The 22,730-nt window shown below is 69.1% G+C and carries 22 protein-coding genes; 11 read left to right on the top strand and 11 right to left on the bottom strand.

The annotated features are described in order from the left end of the window. Window positions 1-69 precede the first annotated feature (69 nt). The gene (locus ABT127_RS04245; RefSeq protein ID WP_351444389.1) at window positions 70-732 is read left to right on the top strand and encodes a pirin family protein; all 663 of its coding nucleotides are present in this window, start codon (window positions 70-72) and stop codon (window positions 730-732) included. A gap of 84 nt (window positions 733-816) precedes the next feature. On the opposite strand, the gene ABT127_RS04250 is transcribed toward ABT127_RS04245, so the two are convergent. Together ABT127_RS04250 and ABT127_RS04255 are read right to left on the bottom strand one after the other, a co-directional pair. Next, a complete protein-coding gene (locus ABT127_RS04250; protein ID WP_351444390.1) occupies window positions 817-1,626 on the bottom strand; it encodes a serine hydrolase domain-containing protein in 810 nt (269 codons plus the stop codon). A 15-nt stretch (window positions 1,627-1,641) separates the two neighbouring features. After that, window positions 1,642-2,109 carry a GNAT family N-acetyltransferase gene (locus tag ABT127_RS04255; RefSeq protein WP_351444391.1) on the bottom strand — a complete coding sequence of 156 codons (468 nt, stop codon included), beginning with the start codon at window positions 2,107-2,109 and terminating at the stop codon, window positions 1,642-1,644. A gap of 96 nt (window positions 2,110-2,205) precedes the next feature. Here ABT127_RS04255 and ABT127_RS04260 point away from each other — a divergent pair, with 96 nt between their 5' ends. Beyond that, window positions 2,206-2,661 carry a MerR family transcriptional regulator gene (locus ABT127_RS04260; protein WP_351444392.1) on the top strand — a complete coding sequence of 152 codons (456 nt, stop codon included), beginning with the start codon at window positions 2,206-2,208 and terminating at the stop codon, window positions 2,659-2,661. 269 nt (window positions 2,662-2,930) lie between these two features. On the opposite strand, the gene ABT127_RS04265 is transcribed toward ABT127_RS04260, so the two are convergent. The 7 genes from ABT127_RS04265 to ABT127_RS04295 form a co-directional block, all read right to left on the bottom strand. Then, the gene (locus ABT127_RS04265; protein WP_351444393.1) at window positions 2,931-4,163 is read right to left on the bottom strand and encodes an acyltransferase family protein; all 1,233 of its coding nucleotides are present in this window, start codon (window positions 4,161-4,163) and stop codon (window positions 2,931-2,933) included. After that, window positions 4,160-5,290, bottom strand: a complete 1,131-nt coding sequence (locus ABT127_RS04270) for an alpha/beta hydrolase (protein WP_351444394.1) — start codon at window positions 5,288-5,290, stop codon at window positions 4,160-4,162. The genes ABT127_RS04265 and ABT127_RS04270 overlap by 4 nt, the downstream gene beginning before the upstream one ends. Before the next feature lie 257 nt (window positions 5,291-5,547). Beyond that, window positions 5,548-6,222, bottom strand: a complete 675-nt coding sequence (locus ABT127_RS04275) for a response regulator (RefSeq protein ID WP_351444395.1) — start codon at window positions 6,220-6,222, stop codon at window positions 5,548-5,550. Window positions 6,223-6,237: 15 nt separating this feature from the next. Beyond that, window positions 6,238-7,623 carry a sensor histidine kinase gene (locus ABT127_RS04280; protein ID WP_351444396.1) on the bottom strand — a complete coding sequence of 462 codons (1,386 nt, stop codon included), beginning with the start codon at window positions 7,621-7,623 and terminating at the stop codon, window positions 6,238-6,240. A gap of 101 nt (window positions 7,624-7,724) precedes the next feature. Then, window positions 7,725-8,603 carry a DUF4429 domain-containing protein gene (locus tag ABT127_RS04285; RefSeq protein ID WP_351444398.1) on the bottom strand — a complete coding sequence of 293 codons (879 nt, stop codon included), beginning with the start codon at window positions 8,601-8,603 and terminating at the stop codon, window positions 7,725-7,727. Between the two features lie 76 nt (window positions 8,604-8,679). Then, window positions 8,680-9,891, bottom strand: coding sequence for an alpha/beta hydrolase (locus ABT127_RS04290; protein ID WP_351444399.1), 1,212 nt, complete (start codon window positions 9,889-9,891; stop codon window positions 8,680-8,682). Window positions 9,892-10,076: 185 nt separating this feature from the next. Beyond that, a complete protein-coding gene (locus ABT127_RS04295) occupies window positions 10,077-10,718 on the bottom strand; it encodes a TetR family transcriptional regulator (RefSeq protein WP_351444401.1) in 642 nt (213 codons plus the stop codon). 111 nt (window positions 10,719-10,829) lie between these two features. On the opposite strand from ABT127_RS04295, the gene ABT127_RS04300 reads away from it, so the two are divergent. The 3 genes from ABT127_RS04300 (at window position 10,830) to ABT127_RS04310 (ending at window position 13,392) form a co-directional block, all read left to right on the top strand. Next, entirely contained in the window at window positions 10,830-12,440 is a 1,611-nt protein-coding gene (locus ABT127_RS04300) for an MFS transporter (protein WP_351444402.1), read from the top strand. 192 nt (window positions 12,441-12,632) lie between these two features. Continuing rightward, entirely contained in the window at window positions 12,633-13,007 is a 375-nt protein-coding gene (locus ABT127_RS04305; protein ID WP_351444403.1) for a peptidase inhibitor family I36 protein, read from the top strand. Between the two features lie 73 nt (window positions 13,008-13,080). Next, window positions 13,081-13,392, top strand: a complete 312-nt coding sequence (locus tag ABT127_RS04310) for a small hydrophobic protein (protein ID WP_351444405.1) — start codon at window positions 13,081-13,083, stop codon at window positions 13,390-13,392. 635 nt (window positions 13,393-14,027) lie between these two features. Here the strand turns inward: ABT127_RS04310 and aceE are convergent. After that, on the bottom strand, window positions 14,028-16,760 hold the full coding sequence (aceE, locus tag ABT127_RS04315; RefSeq protein ID WP_351444406.1) for a pyruvate dehydrogenase (acetyl-transferring), homodimeric type: 2,733 nt from the start codon (window positions 16,758-16,760) through the stop codon (window positions 14,028-14,030). 441 nt (window positions 16,761-17,201) lie between these two features. Between aceE and ABT127_RS04320 the strand changes: the two genes are divergently transcribed. The 6 genes from ABT127_RS04320 to ABT127_RS04345 all read left to right on the top strand — a co-directional run bounded on the left by ABT127_RS04320 (window position 17,202) and on the right by ABT127_RS04345 (window position 21,857). Next, window positions 17,202-17,633, top strand: a complete 432-nt coding sequence (locus tag ABT127_RS04320) for a DUF3052 domain-containing protein (protein ID WP_161195048.1) — start codon at window positions 17,202-17,204, stop codon at window positions 17,631-17,633. Between the two features lie 167 nt (window positions 17,634-17,800). Further along, a complete protein-coding gene (locus ABT127_RS04325; protein ID WP_351444407.1) occupies window positions 17,801-18,259 on the top strand; it encodes a peroxiredoxin in 459 nt (152 codons plus the stop codon). 144 nt (window positions 18,260-18,403) lie between these two features. Then, complete coding sequence (locus tag ABT127_RS04330) at window positions 18,404-18,979, top strand: TerD family protein (protein WP_111662106.1); 576 nt, start codon at window positions 18,404-18,406, stop codon at window positions 18,977-18,979. Between the two features lie 181 nt (window positions 18,980-19,160). Next, window positions 19,161-19,736, top strand: coding sequence for a TerD family protein (locus ABT127_RS04335; RefSeq protein ID WP_351444408.1), 576 nt, complete (start codon window positions 19,161-19,163; stop codon window positions 19,734-19,736). A 70-nt stretch (window positions 19,737-19,806) separates the two neighbouring features. Then, window positions 19,807-20,952, top strand: a complete 1,146-nt coding sequence (locus ABT127_RS04340) for a DUF475 domain-containing protein (RefSeq protein WP_351444410.1) — start codon at window positions 19,807-19,809, stop codon at window positions 20,950-20,952. A gap of 167 nt (window positions 20,953-21,119) precedes the next feature. After that, window positions 21,120-21,857 (top strand): TerD family protein, encoded by a 738-nt coding sequence (locus ABT127_RS04345; RefSeq protein WP_351444412.1) that lies wholly within the window; start codon window positions 21,120-21,122, stop codon window positions 21,855-21,857. Window positions 21,858-21,864: 7 nt separating this feature from the next. Here ABT127_RS04345 and ABT127_RS04350 read toward each other — a convergent pair whose 3' ends face one another. Further along, complete coding sequence (locus ABT127_RS04350) at window positions 21,865-22,725, bottom strand: TerD family protein (protein ID WP_351444413.1); 861 nt, start codon at window positions 22,723-22,725, stop codon at window positions 21,865-21,867. Window positions 22,726-22,730 lie beyond the last annotated feature (5 nt).

A 22,730-nucleotide genomic window follows, 5' to 3' on the forward strand; every position in this document is an offset into this window, starting at 1 on the left:
TATCGGAACGGCTCAGCGGAGTGGAGGGTCCGGCCGGAGCGGGACCGAGGCCGGGAAAGGACGGCTACCGTGGAGTATGTGATTGATGTACGTCGCTCCGGCGACCGTTACGCGGGAGGCGAGCCCGGGGCCGGGATCACCTCCCGCCACGCGTTCTCCTTCGGCCCGCACTACGACCCGGACAATCTGCGCTTCGGCGCCGTCCTCGCCTGCAACGAGGAACAGCTGGCTCCCGGCGCGGGCTTCGACGAACACCCCCACAGTCACACCGAGATCGTCACCTGGGTCGTCTCCGGCGAACTCACCCACCGCGACACCGCCGGCCACGTGTCGGTCGTGCGCCCCGGCGACGTCCAGCGGCTCAGCTCCGGCGGCGGCGTCCGCCACGTCGAACGCAACGACGGCACAGAGCCCCTGGTCTTCCTCCAGATGTGGCTGGCCCCCCGCGACCCCGGCGGCGAGCCCGCCTACGAGGTGGTGCACGGCATCGCCGACTCCACCCCGTACGACGTCCCCGAGGCCGGCGCCATGCTCCACGTACGCCGCCTGACCGCGGGCGAACGCGCCGAACTGCCCACCGCCCCGCACGTCTACCTGCACGTGGCCCAGGGCGACGCACGCCTCGGCGAGGACGAACTGGGCCCCGGCGACGCGGCCCGCATCACCGACGAGACCGGCCTGGAGCTCCTGGCCGCCACGGACACCCAACTGCTCATCTGGGAGATGAGCTGACGGGAGATGGGCCGGCGGGAGATGGGCCGGCGGGAGATGGGCCGGCGGGAGATGAGCTGAGACCTGAGGCTCCGGGGCCCTCCGTCAGAGCTCCGCGCGGACCGCGTCGGTGAACTGCGGCCACACCTCTGCCGCCCACGGCCCGAACGCCCGGTCCGTCAGCGCCACACAGGCCGCCCCGGCATCCGGGTCCACCCACAGGAACGTCCCCGACTGCCCGAAGTGACCGAACGTCCGCGGCGACGACGAACTCCCCGTCCAGTGCGGCGACTTGTGGTCCCGGATCTCGAAGCCGAGCCCCCAGTCGTTCGGATTCTGATGCCCGTAACCCGGCAGCACCCCCTTCGTCCCCGGATACTGCACCGTCATCGCCTCGGCCACGGTGCGCGGGTCGAGCAGCCGCGGCGCCTGCATCTCGGCGGCGAACCGCACCAGGTCGTCCACCGTCGACACCCCGTCCTTGGCGGGCGAGCCGTCCAGCGTCGTCGCGGTCATCCCCAGCGGCTCGAACACGGCCTGCCGCAGATACTCGGCGAACGGGATGTCCGTCGCCTTCGCGATGTGATCCCCGAGCACCTCGAACCCGGCGTTCGAGTACAGCCGCCGCGCCCCCGGCTCCGACGTCACCCTGTGCTCGTCGAAGGCCAGCCCACTGGTGTGCGCCAGCAGGTGCCGCACCGTCGAACCCTCCGGCCCGGCCGGTTCGTCGAGCTCGATCGCCCCCTCCTCGTACGCGACCAGCGCCGCGAAGGCCGCCAACGGCTTGGTGACCGAGGCCAGGGGGAAACGGTGGTCCGTGGGCCCGTGTGCCCCCAGCACGGCGCCGTCCGCACGGACGACGGCTGCGGCGGCGGTCGGGACCGGCCAGTTCTCGATCAACGCGAGGCTCTGCATGCCTCCGAGCCTAATTCAGAGCGTCAGTCTCATCGCGGGTGCCGGAGTGCGGGCGAAGCCGAGGGAGGCGTACAGCGGCTCGCCGTCCGCCGTCGCCAGCAGCTCGACCCGGCGCACATCACGCTCCTTGTAGCAGGCCAGCAGCGCCTCCAGACAGGCACGCGAGTAGCCCCGCCGCCGGTGGTCCGGGTCGGTGCACACATTGAAGACGTGCGCCGAGACACCGGACGCGTTGCCCGGACCGCCCAGGCCGTGCTGGGTCATCCCGGCCGCACACGCGGCGAGCCGGCCCGAGCCGCTCGGATCGTCGACGACGAACGCCGTCAACTCGCCTCCGTCATCGGCCAGCTGGACCCGCAGCGTCTCCAGCGCCGGCCCCTGCCAGGCCACGTCGTCGCTCGGTCTCATCGAGTCGAGCATGATCTTGCGCAGGCGCACCAGTTCCTCGGCGTCCTCGGGGACCGCACGGCGGGCAGACGTCATGATCGAAACCGTAGCCAGGGCGCCGTCCCGCTGTCCCCCGGATTTCTCCCCGATCTGCTTGCCTGGAGTGCACTCCAAGGTTCTAGCGTGGGGCCCATGACGGTGATGGAGACGACGCCCGCACCCACCCAGGCCGGGGTCGACGCCTGCAGGGCGGCCCCCGACGCGCATCCGCGTCCGAACGGTCAGGACCGCTACACCATCAGCGAGGTCTCGGCCATCACCGGACTGACCGCACACACCCTGCGCTGGTACGAGCGGATCGGTCTGATGCCCGACGTCGACCGCTCGCACACCGGCCAGCGCCGCTACAGCAACCGCGACCTGGACTGGCTCGCCTTCGTCAACAAGCTCCGGCTCACCGGCATGCCGGTCGCCGACATGGTCCGCTACGCCGAACTCGTGCGCCTCGGGGACCACACCTTCGACGAACGCCGAGAACTCCTCGAATCGACCCGCCGCGACGTCCTGCATCGCATGGCCGAACTCCAGGACACCCTGGCCGTGCTGGACCACAAGATCACTTTTTATGCGGGTGGCGGCTCGGCCTAGAGGGCTTCGATGGCCGGGAGGGCCTGGAGAGCCGGGAGGGCCTGGAAGCTTAGGAGGGCCTGGAAGCTTAGGAGGGCCGGGGAGGTCGGGAGGGCCGGGAGGGTGCGTAGGGCTGGGAGGGCGCGGAGGGCTGGGAAGTTTCGGAGAGTGAAGACAGGGCGGCGGTGGAGAAGGTGGCCGTGGCGAGAGCGGCAGCGGGGAGAGCGGTAGTGGCGAGAGCGGCGGGGGAAGGAGCCGTCGCGGGGTGGGTGCGGCGAGCGCCCGGCCCGTCATGCCAGCCCCAGAGCGAACACCGTGAACCCTGCGGCCAGCAACCCGGCCAGCGCCCGGCTCCCTCCGCGCGCCCGCTTCCACGGCGACTCGAAGCCCCGCGCATAGCGGCCGGTCAGAGCGAGCACCACTGCGAACAACGGAATCCACGCCATGCGGGCCGCTATCCAGCCGAGCGTGTCCGGCGGCGTGGTCAGCCCCGGAACCGCCCCGGCGAACGAGGCCGCCGGGACCGCCGCCGTCAGCATCGCCGTCTGGTGCCAGCACAGGATCGTCATCGCCGACAGATTGATCACCACGACCGGCGCCCACAGCACGGGCCGCCGAAGCAGCCCGCCGATACGGTCCCGCAGCAGGATCGCGGCGCCGCTCTGCGCGGCTCCCAGGGCCAGTACCAGCAGTGACGGCGGATGCGAGTTCGTCCGTGCCTCGCCCGGGACGCCGACCATGGACGCCGGGTAGTGGAAGACGAGGAGCAGCAGCGCGAACAGGGCCGTACCACCGGCCAACAGCAACCAGGCACCGCGCCGCCCGAGCCTCTTCTCGCCCCAGCTGATGCCCAGTTGATAGGCGAACATCCAGCCCGGCAGCAGATTCAGCAGGCTCAGCCAGGACGGCATCGAGGACGCGGCGGGTCCGTACCGCAGGAAGTCGACGAGCGCGACCGAGCCGAGCAGCGGCGCCGCCGACCAGGCCCCGAACCGCCGTGCGGCGCGGACGCACCAGGGGGTGAGCGCGGTGATCACCGCGTAGACCCCGACGAACCACAGCGGCTGTATCACCAGCGTCGAACCGGTGCGCAGCGTCTGCCAGGGCACACCGAGCGCGTGGAGCACCGGGATCAACCCTGCCCAGATCGCCGTCACACCCAGCACCGGCCGGCCCAGGCGGGAGAGTCTGCCCCGCAACCACTCGGCCCGCGAGGTGCCACGCTCCCGCGCACGGCGGAAGGAGAGTGCCGAGGCATAGCCGCCGACCAGGAAGAAGATGCCGAGCATCTGCAACACCCAGCTCACAGGGGCGAGGAAGCCGAAGGCGGACAGCGGGCTGGCATTGTGCAGCTCGCCTTCGGAGCCGAGGGTGAAGCCGCCGAGGAGCCAGTGGCCGATCGGCACGGCGAGCAGCGCCAGGGCCCGCAGCCCGTCCACCGCCCGGTCCCGATGGGCCGGAGTCCTGGCGTCGATCGTGGTGACCGCCCGGGAGACGGAGGTCCGCAGCGAGGTGAGCGTCATGTCGCATCTCCTGTGGCGATGTCGGTGAAGCCGCGCAGGGAGTCGGTGCCGGGCGCGAAGTAGCCGGTATGGCCCTCGGCCTTCTCGGCGGGTATGTGCCGGGCGCCGAAGGAGGTGGAGGTCGGGTCCGCGCCGTGCCCGAGGCCGAACCACTCGACGTTGGGCACCTTGGCGATCCAGTCGCTGTCGTCGCGCGCCACCCACACGCGCGCCCGGGTGTGCAGATCGGCCACGCTGTCCGCGCGCACCCCCGGCGAGGCGAACACCACCAGGTCGGACGCGGGAAGCCGGGATGCGGCGAGCCCGCACACCACCGAGCCGTAGCTGTGACAGAACACGGCCGGCTTCGGTGCGCCGACGGCGGTGAGGCCCTGCACGAAGCGGGCCAGCCGCGGTGCTCCGGCCTCCGCGAGCCGTCCCGTGGCGGCGTCGGGGCCCAGCCCCACCGGAGTGGTGTAGCCGGCCCACGCCACCACCGCCGTCCGGGCGTCCGTCGCCCGGTACAGGGCCCGGGCCATTCCGGCAGGGGTCCCGTACGGATCCCTGGCCCGGTCGAACGAGTCCAGGTCGATGTCCGACCCGGGCACGATCACCGACACGTGCCGAGCCTTGCCCAGGTCGCCGTACACCTCGGCGATCTGGCCCCGGCCGCGTGGGTCGAAGGCCAGGACGTGACGCTCGGGCGCGAGCAGTTCACCGCAGCGCTCCGCACGGGCCCGGGCACTCGACCGTTCCTGCTCCGTGCGCGACGTGTCCTCCGCGACGCCGAGGGCCCGGCTGCGCTCGGCGCGCAGCGCCCGTGCGTTCGCCTCGTAGCGCAAGGCGATCGGCACGCCGTCGAGATTGCCGACGACCGAGGGATGTCGGACGACCAGCTCATGCTGCTCGGAGGTGCTCAACCCTCTGAAGAAGGAGGCGACTTGAGCGGGCCTTGCGGTCGCCGGGTCCGGCAGCGTGAGGTGCAGCGTGTGGTCGGCGCGCCAGGACGCGGTACCCGGCGGCGGGCCGGTGAGCGGACGCTGCTCGTGGGCCGATGCCCACCCCGCGGTACCGGTGATCACCGTCGTCGTGAGCGCGGCGGCGACCAGAGTGCGCCGGCCGCGACGCTTCCATGAGCTGAGGACCATCGTCCGTCTCCCCCTCGTTCGCTGGCTTGACGAGAGGAAGGTATGGATTCGGACTGGCTCGGCACGTCACACCACGGAGCCAACTTGCAGGTGATACCTGGGTATCCATGAGGGGTACCGCAGTAGGGGGTGCCGGGCGTGCGCGCCGCTCACCGGGCAAGACGCGGTGATACCGGGAGAGTTGAGGAGCGTGCTTCGAGCCAGGTTCGAGTGCGGACCCCGCGCAGGCTCCGAGCGAGGTGCTCTCCGGGTGGGGGCTACTGCTCCCCGGGTGTGACGAGCCCCGACTCGTAGGCGAAGATCACGGCCTGGGCCCGGTCGCGCAACCCCAACTTGGCGAGCACACGCCCGATATGGGTCTTCACGGTCTGCTCCGCCAGCACCAGCTTCTGGGCGATCTCCTGATTGGACAGGCCGCGCGCGATGAGTTCCAGGACCTCGAGCTCGCGCGGCGTCAGGGTCTTGAGCTGCGGCGAGCGATCTCTGCGGACGGGCCTGGTCCGCGTGAAGTCCTCGATGAGCCGCTTGGTGACGGTCGGCGCGAGCAGCGCTTCGCCCGCCGCCACCACCCGAACCGCCGCGATGAGATCGGTGGGCGGCGCGTCCTTCAGCAGAAAGCCGGAGGCACCGGCCTGCAGCGCCGCGTACACGTAGTCGTCCACGTCGAACGTCGTGAGCATCAGCACCTTGGGCCGGTGCACCACGCCGGGTGGCGGGTTCAGCAGCTCACGTGTGGCGGCGAGCCCGTCCATCTCCGGCATCCGGACGTCCATGAGGACCACGTCGGGGTGGGTGGAGCGGCATACCTCGACACCCTGCCGGCCGTCCGGGGCCTCACCGACGACGTCGATGTCGCTCTGCGCCGACAGCAGGGCGGCGAAGCCCGCTCGCACCATGGTCTGGTCGTCGACGATGATCACGCGGATGGTCATGCGGGCCGAATTCCTTTACACCGTCGGGGAGCCGGGCGCGGTCAGCGGGAGCCGGGCCGCGACGCGGAAGCCTCCGTCGGGCAGCGGGCCCACGTCCAACGTGCCGCCGACCAACCGTACGCGCTCGCTCATCCCCACGAGCCCGTGTCCCGTACCGCTCGATTCGAGCGGGGCCACCGGTTCCCGGGCGGGGCCGTTGACCACGAGCACCAGCAGGGCATCGGCATCGAGCCCGATCGAGATCTGCGCCCGCGCCCCGGGCGCGTGCCGCACCACGTTCGCCAACGCCTCTTGCACGATGCGGTAGGCGGAGAGGTCCACCGCCGGTGACACATCGGCGAGTTCACGCACCAGGGTCAGCTCGGGGTACGACAGCTCGGTCGGTACCCCGCCGCGTATCGTCGCCTCCACCAGCTGCCGCAGATGAGCGAGGCCGGGCTGAGGCCTCAGATCTCCTTGGGTGTCCTCGCTGCGCAGCACCGCCAGCAGGCGCCGCATCTCGGTCAGCGACTCGCGGGCGCCGGCGGCGATCGAAGCGAACTCCTCGCGCACCTCGCCGTTCAGCCCCTGGAGGCGGTACGGCGCGGAATCCGCCTGCACGGTGATCACCGACATGTGATGGGCCACGACGTCGTGCAACTCCCGGGCGATTCTCGCCCGCTCCTCCAGCAGTGTGCGGCGGGTCCGCTCGGCCTCGCTGATCGTCTCCTGCTCGACGAGTCTGCGCTGGGCCTCTCCGCGCTCGCGCATCAGGGCGCCCAGCAGCAGCACACCACCGCTCAGGACGATGAGCAGCACTCCTGTGTCCTGACTGGTGCTGTCCCGGAAGAGCCCGACCACGATGCTGGCGCCGACGGTGACCAGCCAGATCCCGATGAGCGCGCGCCGGCTCTGCCGCAGGGCCAGCGTGACGCACAGCGCGAGATATCCCACGACGACCATGGGCGTCCAGGGCGAGGGATGGTGCGCGTCTCCCTGGAGCAGCGGGATCGTCCCCAGCACATCCGCGACGATCATGATGTACCAGGCGGTCAGGGGCCGGGTGACCGCGAGCAGCAGGGGTGCCGCCTGGGCGACCGCGATCGCTCCGGCGAGGCCGCCGCTCACCCCGTAGTCGTTCGACAGCACCTGGGTGGTGACCGGGATCAGGACCGCGACGAAACCGAGCATGATCAGATACGGCAGCATGCGCACCCAGCGCTGGGGTGCGCGGGACAACAACGGCTCCGTCCGGTCGCCGTCGATGGCGGAAGCGAGCCTCGCTCCGAACGACGCCAGCCGGGCGACCCCCTCGCGCAGACGGTGTCGCGGCGCATCGTCCGCATGCTCGGGGCCCGTCCGGTCCGGATCGTCTTCCGGCGGGCGGGGGCTCTGGTCGGGGGAGTCCGGTGCAGTGCTCATGGCCTGTTCAGCGTAGGCAACGGCGCCGCCGCGTGACGTCATACCGAGGTGCTCACCGCACCCCCTACTCAGGTATCACGGTCAGCCTGTGGGCCAGGCCGTCACAGCTCGGCGAGCAGTTCGGCCTTCTTCGTCGTGAACTCCGCGTCCGTGACCAGGCCCGCCTGGTGCAGCTCGCCGAGGTGCCGTATCCGGTCGGCGATGTCCGCCGGATCCCGCCGGGCGGGCACCGTCGTCCGAGCTGTCGGCTGACCGGGAGCGGCCGGGGCCGAACCGGACGCACGCACGGCCGCGAGCACGGACGCGGCGAACGGCAGCGACTCGTGGACCGGCCCGTAGCCGAGTCCGAAGACGACCGCTGCCGGATCCTGGTCGGCCTGCCCCGGCTGTTCCCCGGCGATGTCACGGTGCAGGAGCCGCAGGTGCCCCTCGAACAGCTCGGGCGAGCGCCACTCGATGCCACTCAGATCGCCGATCGGGAAGGTCTTGTCGCCGGCCTTCCACTTCGCGGACGACGCCCCTGTCCAGAACCAGCGGAAGGAGACCGACGAGCCGTCGAAGGAGGCCTTGCCGTCGTAGGCCTTGAACTGGAGCGGAGCCTCGGGAGGGGCCACGAGATAGCCGTCACCGCGCACGTCCTGCTCGGCGACGAGCTGACCGCGCAGCTCGTCCGCGTAGTACTCCGCGAGCGTCTCCCGCTCGGCGGGCAGCACGAGCCGATAGGGGTCGCTGCTCTCCTTCAGCTGCCCCGCCGCGGCGTCCATCAGCGGATCGGCGCCGGGTCTCGGGACGGCTTGGAGCACCACGGTCCCGCGTTTCCCCGGTGTCAGCGTCACCGCCGCGATCGCTTCCAGAGGGATGTGGCGTTCGCCCAGCGCCTGAAGGAGCTTCGGCGTGCGGATCCCCCGTTCGAAGCGGATGCGCACGGAGTCGGACTGAAACTCCCAGGCGGCATGAAATCCGGCCAGTACGTCACCCATGCGGCTCATCGTATGCGGCATGCCCGCCTCCGTCGCCTGTTGCGTCGGACCACTGTTTCGCCGTTCTCTACGCGCGTCAGGCCGAGACGTCGCCGGAAAATCCCTTCCGGCAGTCCAGATCCGAGTCGGCACACAGCACCGATCGGTACGAGCCAGTTCCGATCTCGGCGAAGTTCCTGAGGCTCTCCGTGCCGGGCTCGAAGTAACCGGTGTGGCCCTTGGCATCTCCTGCGGAGACGACCCGGGCGCCGAAGCCCGAGGAGACGGGGTCGGCGCCGTGGCCGAGGCCGCCCACCTCCATGTAGGGCACGTCCTGGATCCAGTCGTCCCTGTCGCGCATGGCCCACACGCGCGCGTGGGTGTGCAGGCCCGAAGCGCTCTGGGCCCGCATTCCGGGACTGCCGGCCACCGCGATGTCGCTCACCCGCGACGGCAGGCCGCGTGCCGCGACGCCGCAGACCACGGAGCCGTAGCTGTGGCAGTACAGGGCGACCGGCGAACCGCCGGGCAGCCCGCGCAGCATCGCGTTGAGCCGGACCGCGCCGTCGTCCGCGCGCATCGCCGTGGCGGCGTCCACGCCCAGACCGGCCGGCGCCGTGTAGTCGGCCCACGCGATCACCGCGGTGCGGGTGTGCGGGCTCTTCGTGCGCTCGGCGGCGTACAGGGAGCGAGCCATGCCCACCGGAGCGGAGTACTGGCGGAACGTCCGCTGGAACGTCAGCACATTCGTGTCGACACCCGGCACCACGACCGAGACACGCTGCGCCTGGTCGAGATCACCGAACACCTCGGCCACTCGGCCGCTGCCCATGGGGTCGAAGGCGAGGATCTTGCGGTCGGGATCGGACAGGAGCCCGAATCGCCGCATCCTCTGCTGCGCGTCGGAATGACCGGCGGAGGAGAGCCGCTGGTCGTGCATGCGCTGGTGCTCGACCTCGCGCGCCTGGTCCAGCGCGATGCGATTCGCGCGATAACGCAGCGCTACGGGAGCGCCGTTCATGTTGCCGACCGCGAGGGGGTAGCGGTGGGCGAGACGATCACGCTGGTGGGGAGTCAGCGAGGTGAAGAAGTGCCCGAGACGGGTAGGGGAGCCGTGGTGAGAGGGCAGTGCGTGCCCGTTTATCCGGCCGTGGTCCCAGGCGTTGAGAGCGGATCGGAGCGGCGTGTCGACGCCCCGCTGGTGGCGCACCGCGGTCCAGCCGGTGGTCGCCAACATGACGAACACGACGGCCAGCGCAAGCAGTGCGCGCCAGACGTTCAGTTGGGGGGATGAGTCGAAGGAAGTCACTGCGGAACACCCTAGGAGAAGCGCGACGGACCTCGTTAAACGGGTGAGGCAGATCACGTGTTGTGGGGTGCATTTGGGTAAAACCGGGCCTAGTTGGGGTCAGGCCCTCACTCTGTGTAGGGGTTTGAGGTGCCTGGTGTGCGCGGGAGTGCGACCGGCGTCACATCTCATTGCTTATGCGCCGTTCACGCGCGGGTGCGTCGCCAGCGCTCGCCGATCGACGGGGTCAGATGATCGAGATACGTCTCCGTGACGGCGCGGATGGCGTCGACGCTGGTGTCCTCGCCGGCCCCCCACAGGCGTCCGGCCAGACGCATCACACCGCTGAACGCGGCCACGGCCACGCGTGGCCGTGGGTCGCTGTCCACGTCCACGCCCTCCCGTTCGGCGATGACGCGTGCGATCTCCTCCTCCAGCTCGATGGAGCGCCGCAGGTGAACGGCCAGCAAGGCGGGCGTCGACTCGATCAATTGGTACGTCCGCATGTGGAGTTCGACCGGAATGACCTCCTCCACGGACTGGCTCAACGCGTCCCAGGTGCCGAGGACCGTGTGCCGCAGTGCTTCGAACGGGCTCTCCTCCGCGGGGCGTTCGCGCAGAGCGGCGACGAAGCGGCTCTCCACCATGTCCTGCACCGCGAAGGCGGCTTCTTCCTTGTTCGCGAAGTACCGGAAGAAGGTGCGCTGGGACACCTCGCAGGCCTCGACGATCTCGTCGACCGTGGTCCGGTCGAAACCCTGTGTCGTGAAGAGCTCAAGTGCCGTGCGCAGCAAAGCTGTTCGCGTGCGCTGCTTCTTGAGTTCACGCAGGTTGAGTCGGTCGGCCATGTTCCTCTATCCAGCTGTTCGTTCGGCTCGGGGGCAGTGTGATCGAGGCGACAGTTACCGAATGGTGAAATGCTTTGTCAACTGTCAGGAGCTGTCACTAGCCTCGAACGTATGACTAGTCAGATCACTGTCGACAAGGCGGACCGGGTTCCGGAGCCCGACCCGACCCCGGCATCGGCCAAGGGACTTCGCGGCCATCCCTGGTTGACCCTCTTCTCTGTCGCGATCGGCGTGATGATGGTCGCCCTCGACGGCACCATCGTCGCCATCGCCAACCCGGCCATTCAGAAGGACCTCGGCGCGAGCTTCGCCGACGTCCAGTGGATCACCAACGGCTACTTCCTCGCCCTCGCGGTCACGCTGATCACCGCGGGCAAGCTCGGCGACCGGTTCGGCCACCGGCAGACCTTCCTCATAGGCGTGGTCGGCTTCGCCGCCGCCTCCGGAGCCATCGGTCTGTCCGACAGCATCGCGCTCGTCATCACCTTCCGCGTCTTCCAGGGCCTGTTCGGCGCGCTGCTGATGCCTGCCGCACTCGGCCTGCTGCGCGCCACGTTCCCGGCCGAGAAGCTGAACATGGCGATCGGTATCTGGGGCATGGTGATCGGCGCCTCGACGGCCGGCGGTCCCATTCTCGGCGGCCTGCTCGTCCAGCACGTCAGCTGGCAGTCGGTCTTCTTCATCAACGTTCCGGTCGGCGTCCTCGCCCTGGTTCTCGGGCTCGTCATCCTGCTCGACCACCGGGCCGAGAACGCGCCGCGTTCCTTCGACATCCCCGGCATCGCGCTGCTGTCCGGCGCGATGTTCTGCCTTGTCTGGGCCCTCATCAAGGCCCCGGCGTGGGGCTGGGGCGACGGCATGACGTGGACGTTCATCGGCGCAGCGGTGCTCTGCTTCGTCCTCTTCGCGATCTGGGAGACCCGGGTCGCCGAACCGCTCATCCCGCTGGGGCTCTTCCGCTCCGTGCCGCTGTCGGCCGGTGTGGTTCTGATGGTCCTCATGGCCATCGCGTTCATGGGCGGCCTGTTCTTCGTCACCTTCTACCTGCAGAACGTGCACGGCATGAGCCCGGTCGACAGCGGTCTTCACCTGCTGCCGCTGACCGGCATGATGATCGTCGCCTCCCCGCTCGCGGGCGCGATGATCACGAAGGTGGGCCCGCGCATCCCGCTCGCCGGAGGCATGACGTGCACCGCCCTCGCGATGTACGGGATGTCCACGCTGGAGGCGGGTACCGGCAGCGGCATCATGTCCGTCTGGTTCGGCCTGCTCGGCCTCGGACTCGCCCCCGTGATGGTGGGAGCCACCGAGGTCATCGTGGGCAACGCCCCGATGGAGCTCTCCGGTGTCGCCGGCGGTCTCCAGCAAGCCGCGATGCAGATCGGCGGCAGCCTCGGTACCGCCGTGCTCGGCGCCGTGATGGCCTCGAAGGTCGACGGTGACCTCGCGGGCAACTGGGCGGACGCCAAGCTCCCGCCGCTCACCCCGGCGCAGCTCGACCAGGCGTCGGAGGCGGTCCAGGTCGGTGTCGCTCCGGTTCCGGACCACACCCCGGCCGGCATCGCGGCGAAGATCACGGACGTCGCGCACGACACGTTCATCTCCGGCATGAGCCTGGCCTGCCTGGTCGCCGCCGGTGTCGGTGTCGTCGCCATCCTCGTCGCGCTGCTGACCAAGCGCGGCGACAACCCGGAGGCGGCAGCGGGCGCCGCGCACATCTAGCGCCCGTCGGTCGCGGACGAGGCGGGAAACCGCCCGTGTGGGGGAAGCCCCCGGGAACTTTCCGGGGGCTTTCGCTTATCCGGGTGACGTCCCTCGGCAGCCCTTCCCGGAACCGGATCTTCCGGGCCAGAGTGTCAGGCAAGCGATCAGTCGCGAACGCAACTGGTCGATATGACACGGGGGTTGATGCACATGCGTACGTCCATGATGGTCAGGCTCGCCACGGCCACGTTCGCCGCGGTGGCGCTCACACCGGGCTTCGCCACCGCGGCTGCGCCACCGACGTTGGGGGACTGCGGCGCGGGGGAGCTGTGCCTGTGGTCCAAGACGGGATTCAAGGGGGCCCGGCACACCTACGAACTGGCCGGGACCGACATCGAGAGCTGTGTCGCGCTGCCGGAGGGGAGCAGCGCGGCGTCCCTCGCCAATCGCACCCGTCGTCCCGTCACCACCTATCAGTCCGCGGAGTGCGCGGAGACCGGGGAGTTCCAGACCTATCCCGGCAGTGGGACCTGGGAGCCCGAAACGCCCTATCACGTAAGGGCGTTCAAGATCTGGGAGAGATAGCGGAGCGCCGCGTGGTAGGTGACGACAAGTGGGGTACCCGGAGTACCGCCCGAGTCCACGAACCCAAGGAGCGATGATGACGGGCTTCGGACACACCACGCGCAAACACCCCCGTTCACGTGGCCCCATGGGCACACGGAGCGGGCCGGATCGCGCGACGCTCGGAATCATCGGGGTCATCTGCGCGGTCGTCGGGTTCCTGACCCTCGGGTTCGTGTTCGGACCGGTCGCCGTCGTCTGCGGCTGGCTGGCCATGGGGCGCCGCTGGACCGGCACCCAGTCGGTTCCGGCTCTGGTCGCGGTCGTACTCGGCGCGATCGACACCCTGCTCGGGGTCATCGGGCTGATCACATCGGTCGGCCTCGCCGCGGGAGGGATGTTCTGAGCGCGACCGGCTGACCGCTGGAGCGGTCAGATCGAGGCGGCCCCGGGGCAATGTCCCGGGGCTGTCCCGGCCCGCGCCGAGATCGGCTCAGGCCCCCAGAAGCGGGCCCGTCCCGCCACCGGCCCGCGCCGCACCCGGCTCACGAGCGTGGGTGTCCTCCCCGCAGACAGGCGTCCCCTCGCGGGCAAGCATCCCTCGCGGGCAAGCATCTCCGCGCGAACAGTCACCGCCCGACGTCCCGGGCCTACCGTGCCGCGTCCCGCCGCCGGTCCCCACATCTCAGCAGCAGGCCGGCGTGTCCGCCGGTCCTGCAGTTCTCCGCCTCGACGCGCGCTTTCGATGATTGCGCCCCCATCCGGCTCGACGGGTATCCGAGGCCGGCCCGACTCCTCCGAATCGACGGGTGCATGAAACTCTTCCCGCCTGTCTCCATCCGCCCGTTCCACCGGGCACTTCCTGTGACGCGCGCATCCCGGATCCGACGGGTGCCGCGGACGCTGCGAGTGCCGTTCCCAACGGATCTTTGCAGGCTGCTCCTCCATGGGCGCCTCGCGAGAAAAGCCGAAGGGCGGTGGGACCAGAGTTCCCACCGCCCTCGGAAGGCGCGTCCGCGGAAGCGTCCGCCCAGTGAGCCGTTACGCGTCGCCCCCGGCCGCACCCGGGTCGGCGGCGGCGACGTCGAGCAGCTGGTAGCGGTCGATCGCCTGCTTCAGGGCCGACCGGTCGACCTTGCCCTCACGGGCGAGCTCGGTGAGCACCGCGACCACGATCGACTGGGCGTCGATGTGGAAGTAGCGGCGGGCCGCTCCCCGGGTGTCCGCGAAGCCGAAGCCGTCCGCGCCGAGCGACTGGTAGGTGCCCGGCACCCAGCGGGAGATCTGGTCCGGCACCGAGCGCATCCAGTCGGAGACCGCGACGAACGGACCCTCCGCGCCGGACAGCTTCTGCGTGACGTAGGGCGTGCGCTGCTCCTCCTCGGGGTGCAGCAGGTTGTGGCGCTCTACTTCCACCGCCTCGCGGCGCAGTTCGTTCCACGAGGTCGCGGACCACACGTCGGCGCGCACGTTCCACTCCTGCGCGAGGATCTGCTGCGCCTCGAGAGCCCAGGGGACGCCGACACCCGAGGCCATGATCTGCGCCGGGATCGTGCCCGAGCTCCCGGTGCTGATGCGGTGGATGCCCTTGAGGATGCCGTCGACGTCGACGTCGGCCGGCTCCGCGGGGTGCTGGATCGGCTCGTTGTAGACGGTGAGGTAGTAGAAGACGTTCTCACTGTCCGGGCCGTACATCCGGCGCAGGCCGTCCTTGACGATGTACGCGATCTCGTAGGCGTAGGCCGGGTCGTAGGCGACGCAGCCCGGGTTGGTGGAGGCCAGCAGCTGAGAGTGGCCGTCGGCGTGCTGCAGACCCTCACCGGTCAGCGTCGTGCGGCCGGCGGTCGCACCGAGGACGAAGCCGCGGGCCAGCTGGTCGGCCATCTGCCAGAACTGGTCGCCGGTGCGCTGGAAACCGAACATCGAGTAGAAGACGTACACCGGGATCAGCGGTTCGCCGTGGGTCGCGTAGGCCGAACCGGCCGCGATCAGCGAGGCGGTGCAGCCGGCCTCCGAGATGCCGTCGTGCAGCATCTGGCCGGTCGGCGACTCCTTGTAGGCGAGCAGGAGTTCACGGTCCACGGACTCGTACTGCTGGCCGAGCGGGTTGTAGATCTTCGCACTCGGGAAGAAGGAGTCCATGCCGAAGGTGCGGTACTCGTCGGGCGCGATCAGCACGAACCGCTTGCCGATCTCCTTGTCCCGCATGAGGTCCTTGAGGAGCCGGACGAACGCCATGGTCGTGGCGATCGACTGCTGACCCGACCCCTTCTTCACGCTCGCGTAGGTCTTGTCGTCCGGGAGCTGCAGAGGCTTCGCGCGCACGACGCGGGTCGGGACATAGCCGCCCAGCGCCTGGCGCCGGTCGTGCATGTACTGGATCTCCTCGGACTCGCGGCCCGGGTGGTAGTACGGCGGGGCGCCGCCCTCGAGCTGCGCGTCGGTGATCGGGATGTGCAGCCGGTCGCGGAAGCCCTTCAGGTCGTCGACCGTGAGCTTCTTCATCTGGTGCGTGGCGTTGCGGCCCTCGAAGTTCGGACCGAGGGTCCAGCCCTTGACCGTCTGCGCCAGGATCACCGTCGGCTGGCCCTTGTGCTCCTTGGCCGCCGTGAACGCCGCGAAGATCTTCTTGTGGTCGTGACCGCCGCGGCCCAGGTGCAGGATCTGGTCGTCGGTCATGTTCTCGACCATGGCGCGCAGGCGGTGGTCGCCGCCGAAGAAGTGCTGGCGGATGTAGGAGCCGGGCTCCGTGGCGTACGTCTGGAACTGGCCGTCGGGCGTGGTGTTCAGCTTGTTCACCAGGACGCCGTCGCGGTCCTGCGCGAGCAGCGGGTCCCAGCTGCGGTCCCAGACCAGCTTGATGACGTTCCAGCCGGCGCCGCGGAACTGGGACTCCAGCTCCTGGATGATCTTTCCGTTGCCGCGGACCGGGCCGTCGAGGCGCTGCAGGTTGCAGTTGACGACGAAGGTGAGGTTGTCGAGGCCCTCGCGGGCGGCGATGGAGAGCTGGCCCAGGGACTCGGGCTCGTCCATCTCGCCGTCGCCGAGGAAGGCCCACACGCGCGACTTGGAGGTGTCGGCGATGCCGCGGGCCTCCATGTAGCGGTTCATCCGGGCCTGGAAGATGGCGCCGAGGGGGCCGAGGCCCATGGAGACGGTGGGGAACTCCCAGAAGTCCGGCATCAGCCGCGGGTGCGGATACGAGGACAGGCCGTTCGGCGCCTTCGACTTCTCCTGGCGGAAGGCGTCCAGCTGGTTCTCGCTGAGCCGGTCCAGGAGGTACGCGCGGGCGTAGATGCCCGGCGAGGCGTGTCCCTGGAAGAAGATCTGGTCGCCGCCGTCGCCCTCGTCCTTGCCGCGGAAGAAGTGGTTGAAGCCCACGTCGTACAGCGACGCCGAGGAGGCGAAGGTCGCGATGTGGCCGCCGACACCGATGCCGGGGCGCTGGGCGCGGGAGACCATCACCGCGGCGTTCCAGCGCGTCGCGTTGAGGACCTTGCGCTCGATCTCCTCGTTGCCGGGGAAGAAGGGCTCGTCCTTGGTGGCGATCGTGTTGATGTAATCCGTGCTGCGCATCTCGGGCACGGCCACGCGCTTCTCGCGGGCGCGCTCGATCAGCCGGAGCATCAGATAACGGGCCCGCTCGCGGCCGCGTTCGTCGACCGCCGCGTCAAGGGAGTCGAGCCACTCCTGAGTCTCTTCGGGATCGAAGTCCGGTACCTGGCTGGGGAGACCGCCAATGATGATCGGGTTGCGATCGGATCCGGAAGCCACGCTGTTCCCTCACTGTCGGTGATGCCGCTGATTCACTGTCGCGTACGCCGTTGTCCATCGTGTACCGCGGAATCGGAATCGTCATGTCTACCGCGAGGTAATCCGGATTCCGTTCGATACCCCTCGATGCCCCGTGAGTGCGTGCGCACATTTCGCAACGATACGCTCATGTCGTTCACGTGTTCCGGTGGACCGTTCGGCCCTGGTCACCCTCCGTGGCCGGGCAGTGCGGGCAAACCCGGCAGAATGCTGTGGCATACATCACTGACCTGGGGGGATCCTTGACTGGAGTTGCGGTGACAGAGCCGGGAACGTCACCGTTTCGGCGGTCTCGGCGGCCGGGTACTTGCGCGATCCGTCGCGCACGTGTGGACTACGGCCAACGCTTCGCGTGCGCGCGAAGCTGAAGACAACTTCGTAAACATGATCAGGAGGCAATCCGTGAGCGCGACCGCGGACCACGCGGAGACGAACCTTGCCGTGAGGCTTGGTTTCCAGCCCGACCAGGTGGTCCAGGAGATCGGCTACGACGACGACGTCGATCAGGAGCTCCGCGAGGTCATCCAAGAGACCATCGGCTCCGAGCTCGTCGACGAGGACTACGACGACGTGGCTGACGCCGTGGTGCTCTGGTTCCGTGAGGACGACGGGGACCTTACTGATGCGTTGGTGGATGCCATCGCGTACATGGAAGAGGGCGGGTCCATCCTGCTTCTGACGCCGAAGACCGGGCGTGACGGGTACGTCGAGCCGAGTGAGATCGGTGAGGCCGCCACGACCGCCGGGCTGTCCGCGAGCAAGAGCGTCAGTGCGGGCAAGGACTGGACCGGCAGCCGTCTTGCCACGCCGAAGGCAGCCGCCAAGAAGCGGTAAGCGTCCCGGCGGAACGGGAAATTAGGAGATGAGGCCCTGGCGGGCGCCCTTCGGTGCGTCCGCGAGGGCCTCAGGCATGCCCGGCCGGCCCGGGCGGCGCGGGAGCACGCAGGGGTGGGAACTAGGCTGAAGCCACCTGAACAGCCCCATCGAAGGGAAGCTCCATCATGGCGATCGAGGTCGGCACCAAGGCTCCGGAATTCGAGCTGAAGAACCAGCACGGCGAGAGCGTGAAGCTCTCGGACTTCCGGGGCGAGAAGAACGTGGTGCTGCTGTTCTACCCGTTCGCCTTCACCGGCGTGTGCACCGGCGAGCTCTGCGCCCTGCGCGACGAGCTGCCCAAGTTCGTCAACGACGACGTGCAGCTGCTCGCGGTGTCGAACGACTCCCCGTTCTCCCTGCGGGTCTTCGCCGAGCAGGAGGGCCTCGAGTACCCGCTGCTGAGCGACTTCTGGCCGCACGGCGAGGCCTCGCGCGCGTACGGCGTCTTCGACGAGGAGAAGGGCTGCGCCGTCCGCGGCACCTTCATCATCGACAAGGAGGGCGTCGTGCGCTGGACCGTCGTCAACGGCCTGCCGGACGCCCGTGACCTGAACGAGTACGTCAAGGCGATCGACAGCCTGTAGGCGCACCCTGTAAAGAAGCCCTGCAGGGCGACACCCTGTAGGAAGCCTCGCGGGCTGCGGGAACCCGTCACTAGGATCCAGACGTTGATCCGATGCCAGACGTACTACGGGGCTCCCCGCCCCCAAAGACCACAGGGAGGACTCGTGGGAGTCAGCCTCAGCAAGGGCGGCAACGTATCGCTGAGCAAGGAGGCCCCGGGCCTCACGGCGGTCGTCGTGGGCCTGGGTTGGGATGTCCGCACCACCACCGGCGCGGACTTCGACCTCGACGCCAGCGCGATTCTGACGAACGCCGAGGGCAAGGTCCGCAACGACCAGGACTTCGTGTTCTTCAACAATCTGAAGAGCGCGGACGGCTCGGTCGAGCACACCGGTGACAACACCACCGGTGAGGGTGAGGGCGACGACGAGCAGGTCAAGGTCAACCTCGCGACGGTCCCGGCCGACGTGGACAAGATCGTTTTCCCGGTCTCGATCTACGACGCCGAGAACCGCCAGCAGTCCTTCGGCCAGGTGCGCAACGCGTTCATTCGCGTCGTGAACCAGACGGGCGGCGCCGAGATCGCCCGCTACGACCTCTCCGAGGACGCCTCCACCGAGACCGCCATGGTCTTCGGTGAGCTGTACCGGAACGGGGCGGAGTGGAAGTTCCGCGCCGTCGGCCAGGGCTATGCCTCGGGCCTGCGCGGTATCGCCCAGGACTTCGGCGTCAACGTCTGAGTCCCAGCGCACCACCACGCTCATCCGTCCGGCGTCGCACTCCCGCAGTGCGGCGCCGGACGCGCTGGACCACGGCAGCGCCCCCATCGCGGCACAGCCACCACAGCACACCACGTAGCGCAGCAAGGCCATTGGCGCAGTAAGGCCAGCAGTGCCTTTCACCTCGGGGAGGACCACCGATATGGGCGTCACACTCGCCAAGGGAGGCAATGTCTCCCTCTCCAAGGCCGCACCGAACCTGACAGAGGTTCTGATCGGACTCGGTTGGGACGCACGCTCCACCACCGGAGCCGACTTCGACCTGGACGCCAGTGCGCTGCTGTGCAGCGGCGGCCGGGTGATGGGCGACGAGTGGTTCATCTTCTACAACCAGCTCACGAGCCCGGACGGCTCCGTCACGCACACCGGTGACAACCTCACGGGTGAGGGCGAGGGGGACGACGAGTCGATCATCGTGGACCTCGCCAAGGTGCCGGCCACCTGCGACAAGATCATCTTCCCGGTCTCGATCCACGACGCGGACAACAGAGGGCAGACCTTCGGCCAGGTCAGCAACGCCTTCATTCGCGTCGTCAACCAGGCGGACGGCCAGGAGCTCGCCCGTTACGACCTCTCCGAGGACGCTTCGTCCGAGACCGCGATGATCTTCGGCGAGGTGTACCGGTACGGGGGCGAGTGGAAGTTCCGTGCAGTCGGTCAGGGGTACGCGTCCGGCCTCCGGGGCATCGCTCTAGACTTCGGAGTCAATGTTTCGTAAAGCCGTGCGCGGAGCGGGGGAGCCCCGTACAACCAGCACGGGGAAACCCGTACACACGATGGGGTAGCCAGTGGTTCTGAAAACCTTCGGCTGGTCGTTCGCGATCACCGTGCTCGGTTTGATCGCGGCGGTGTTCTACGACGGCTGGACAGCGTTCGGGGTCGTCGCGATCCTCGCGATCCTCGAAATCTCGCTGTCGTTCGACAACGCGGTGGTCAACGCCGGAATCCTGAAGAAGATGAGTGCCTTCTGGCAGAAGATCTTCCTCACGGTCGGCGTGCTGATCGCGGTGTTCGGCATGCGGCTCGTCTTCCCGGTCGTGATCGTCGCCATCAGCGCCAAAATGGGGCCGATCGAGGCCGTCGACCTGGCCTTCAACCAGCCGGGCCGCTACCAGCAGCTGGTGACGGACGCGCACCCGTCCATCGCTGCCTTCGGTGGCATGTTCCTGCTGATGATCTTCCTCGACTTCATCTTCGAGGACCGTGACATCCAGTGGCTGCGCTGGATCGAGCGGCCGCTGGCCAAGCTCGGCAAGGTCGACATGCTGTCGGTCTGCATCGCGCTGATCGTGCTCCTGGTCTCCTCCATGACGTTCGCGATCCACGCCCACCAGCACGGCGGTGTGCACGTCGACAAGCAGTCCACCGTGCTCATCTCCGGTGTCGCGGGTCTGATCACGTACCTCGTCGTCGGCGGCCTGTCCGGCTTCTTCGAGAACCGTCTCGAGGAAGAGGAGGAGCGGGAGCACGAAGAGGAGGAGAAGGCCGCGCGGGAGGGCAAGCAGAAGTCCGCGGTGGTGCTGGCCGGCCAGGCCGCGTTCTTCATGTTCCTCTACCTGGAAGTCCTCGACGCGTCGTTCTCCTTCGACGGCGTGATCGGCGCCTTCGCCATCACCAACGACATCGTGCTGATGGCGCTCGGCCTCGGTATCGGTGCCATGTACGTCCGTTCGCTCACGGTCTACCTGGTCCGTCAGGGCACCCTGGACGACTACGTGTACCTGGAGCACGGCGCGCACTACGCGATCGGCGCGCTCGCCGTGATCCTGCTGGTCACCATCCGCTACGAGATCAACGAGGTCATCACCGGCCTCGTCGGCGTGGTCCTGATCGCCTGGTCGTTCTGGTCGTCGGTCCGGCGCAACAAGCGGATCGCGGCCGAAGAGGGCAACACGGGGGACACGGACAAGGCCGAGGTGCCGTCCGGGGTCTGAGCCGTCGAGCCTTCGGGGTTTGACCCGGGGGCCAATCCTGGAACCCTGTCAGCGGGGCGGTCGTACGAGGACAACTCCTCGAAACGGCCGCCCCGCAGGCGTGTACAGGCGGCTTCGGACAGGTACGAGTAAGTACAGGCGGGGACACGTACAGGCATGGGGGCGGTATGTCCTTCTGGGACAAGCTATGGCGAGGCAACTCCGCGCAGTCCGACTTCGATTCGGGCAACGCGGCGACCAACAGCATCGAACTCACCAAGCGGCACCCGGTCGTCTCGCTCTCCAAACAGGGCGCGGCCACCGGCAATCTGCGGGTCAACCTGTCGTGGCGGATGCGCACCTCGGACATCGGCGGGCCGGAGAAGAACAGCCTGCTGCGGCACCCGTTCAGCATGTTCAAGCCCGACGTCGTGCAGGCGCACACCCAGTCGATGGTCAACGTCGACCTGGACCTGGGCTGCCTGTACGAGCTGATGAGCGGTGAGAAGGGCGTCGTACAACCGCTGGGCAACTTCTTCGGATCGCTCAACGCCCCGCCGTACGTGAAGCTCAGCGGCGACGACCGGTTCGGCTCCGCGTCCGGCGAGACCCTCTACGTCAATCTCGATCACCGCGAGTCCATCAAGCGGCTGCTGCTGTTCGTCTACATCTACGACCAGACGCCCGCCTTCGACCGGACCCACGCCCATGTGACGCTCTACCCGAGCAACGGCCCGCGGATCGAGATCAGCCTCGACGAGCGCCACCCGCAGGCCCGCTCCTGCGCCGTCGTCTCCATCGAGAACGTCAAGGGCGATCTCATGGTCCGGCGCGAGGTCCGCTTCGTGTACGGGTTCCAGGCTGAACTCGACCGCTTGTACGGGTGGGGCCTGCAGTGGGGCCGGGGCTACAAGTCGAAGGTCTAGGGCGTGGTCACCGGCCGATGAACTGCGGCCCCTGCGGCGGGAGTCGGAAGGACGGGTCCGGGTACGCCTGGGCCGCCACCGGCTGCGGGTAACCGTAGGCGGGCTGGTGCTGCGGGGCCGGCTGCGTCGTGGGCTGCGGCGGGTAGCCGTACGCCGGAGGGCGCTGCGGCGGCGGCAGCGGGAACGACGAGGGCTCGGTGGGCCGCGCCTGCTGCGGGGCCGGGACCGGCGCGGTGGCCGGCGTGGGCGTCGGGGGAGCGGGCTCGGTGACCGGGACCGGCTCGGTCACCGGGGAGGACGCGGCCGCCTGCTGGGCCGACGCGGCGGACTCGTCGACCGAGATGCCGAAGTCGGTGGCCAGACCGACCAGCCCGTTGGAGTACCCCTCGCCGACCGCGCGCAGCCGCCAGCCGTCACCGCGCCGGTACAGCTCGCCGCAGATCAGCGCGGTCTCGGCGCCGGTCTCGGGCTTGATGTCGAAGTACGCGATCGGCTCGGCGCCGTCGGCCGCGGCGTCGTGGACGACCATCCGCAGGGCCTGTACGTGCTTGAACTCGACGTCGTCCGCCGACGCCACCAGCAGGATGCTGCCGATCTCCGGCGGGACGCCGGCCAGGTCCGCCTGGACGGTGTCGGTGAGCCCTTCGGCCACCCGCTTCTTGCCGAGCCGCCAGACCTTGCCCGAGGGGTGCCTGGGCTGGTTGTAGAAGACGAAGTCCTCGTCGGAGCGGACCCGTCCGTCCGGGCCGAGCAGCAGGGCGGAGGCGTCCACGTCCGGCACGCCCTGCCCCGGGGTCCAGCGGAGCACGGCGCGTACGGCCGTGGTGTCGAGCGGGACGTTCGCCCCCTTGAGCATCGCGTGCGTCATGCCGT

This window comes from Streptomyces sp. NPDC001904, assembly GCF_040297005.1.
In the GTDB taxonomy this organism is placed as follows: domain Bacteria; phylum Actinomycetota; class Actinomycetes; order Streptomycetales; family Streptomycetaceae; genus Streptomyces.

Bases quoted from the DNA above. Each gene is read 5' to 3' on its own strand.
- ABT127_RS04325 (WP_351444407.1), top strand. From the start codon at position 17,801: ATGGCGATCGAGGTCGGCACCAAGGCTCCGGAATTCGAGCTGAAGAAC.
- ABT127_RS04270 (WP_351444394.1), bottom strand. From the start codon at position 5,290: ATGGTCCTCAGCTCATGGAAGCGTCGCGGCCGGCGCACTCTGGTCGCC.
- ABT127_RS04345 (WP_351444412.1), top strand. From the start codon at position 21,120: ATGTCCTTCTGGGACAAGCTATGGCGAGGCAACTCCGCGCAGTCCGAC.
- ABT127_RS04285 (WP_351444398.1), bottom strand. From the start codon at position 8,603: ATGGGTGACGTACTGGCCGGATTTCATGCCGCCTGGGAGTTTCAGTCC.
- ABT127_RS04275 (WP_351444395.1), bottom strand. From the start codon at position 6,222: ATGACCATCCGCGTGATCATCGTCGACGACCAGACCATGGTGCGAGCG.
- ABT127_RS04300 (WP_351444402.1), top strand. From the start codon at position 10,830: ATGACTAGTCAGATCACTGTCGACAAGGCGGACCGGGTTCCGGAGCCC.
- ABT127_RS04260 (WP_351444392.1), top strand. From the start codon at position 2,206: ATGACGGTGATGGAGACGACGCCCGCACCCACCCAGGCCGGGGTCGAC.
- ABT127_RS04250 (WP_351444390.1), bottom strand. From the start codon at position 1,626: ATGCAGAGCCTCGCGTTGATCGAGAACTGGCCGGTCCCGACCGCCGCC.
- ABT127_RS04310 (WP_351444405.1), top strand. From the start codon at position 13,081: ATGATGACGGGCTTCGGACACACCACGCGCAAACACCCCCGTTCACGT.
- ABT127_RS04350 (WP_351444413.1), bottom strand. From the start codon at position 22,725: ATGACGCACGCGATGCTCAAGGGGGCGAACGTCCCGCTCGACACCACG.
- ABT127_RS04255 (WP_351444391.1), bottom strand. From the start codon at position 2,109: ATGACGTCTGCCCGCCGTGCGGTCCCCGAGGACGCCGAGGAACTGGTG.
- ABT127_RS04335 (WP_351444408.1), top strand. From the start codon at position 19,161: ATGGGCGTCACACTCGCCAAGGGAGGCAATGTCTCCCTCTCCAAGGCC.
- ABT127_RS04265 (WP_351444393.1), bottom strand. From the start codon at position 4,163: ATGACGCTCACCTCGCTGCGGACCTCCGTCTCCCGGGCGGTCACCACG.
- ABT127_RS04280 (WP_351444396.1), bottom strand. From the start codon at position 7,623: ATGAGCACTGCACCGGACTCCCCCGACCAGAGCCCCCGCCCGCCGGAA.
- ABT127_RS04305 (WP_351444403.1), top strand. From the start codon at position 12,633: ATGCGTACGTCCATGATGGTCAGGCTCGCCACGGCCACGTTCGCCGCG.
- ABT127_RS04295 (WP_351444401.1), bottom strand. From the start codon at position 10,718: ATGGCCGACCGACTCAACCTGCGTGAACTCAAGAAGCAGCGCACGCGA.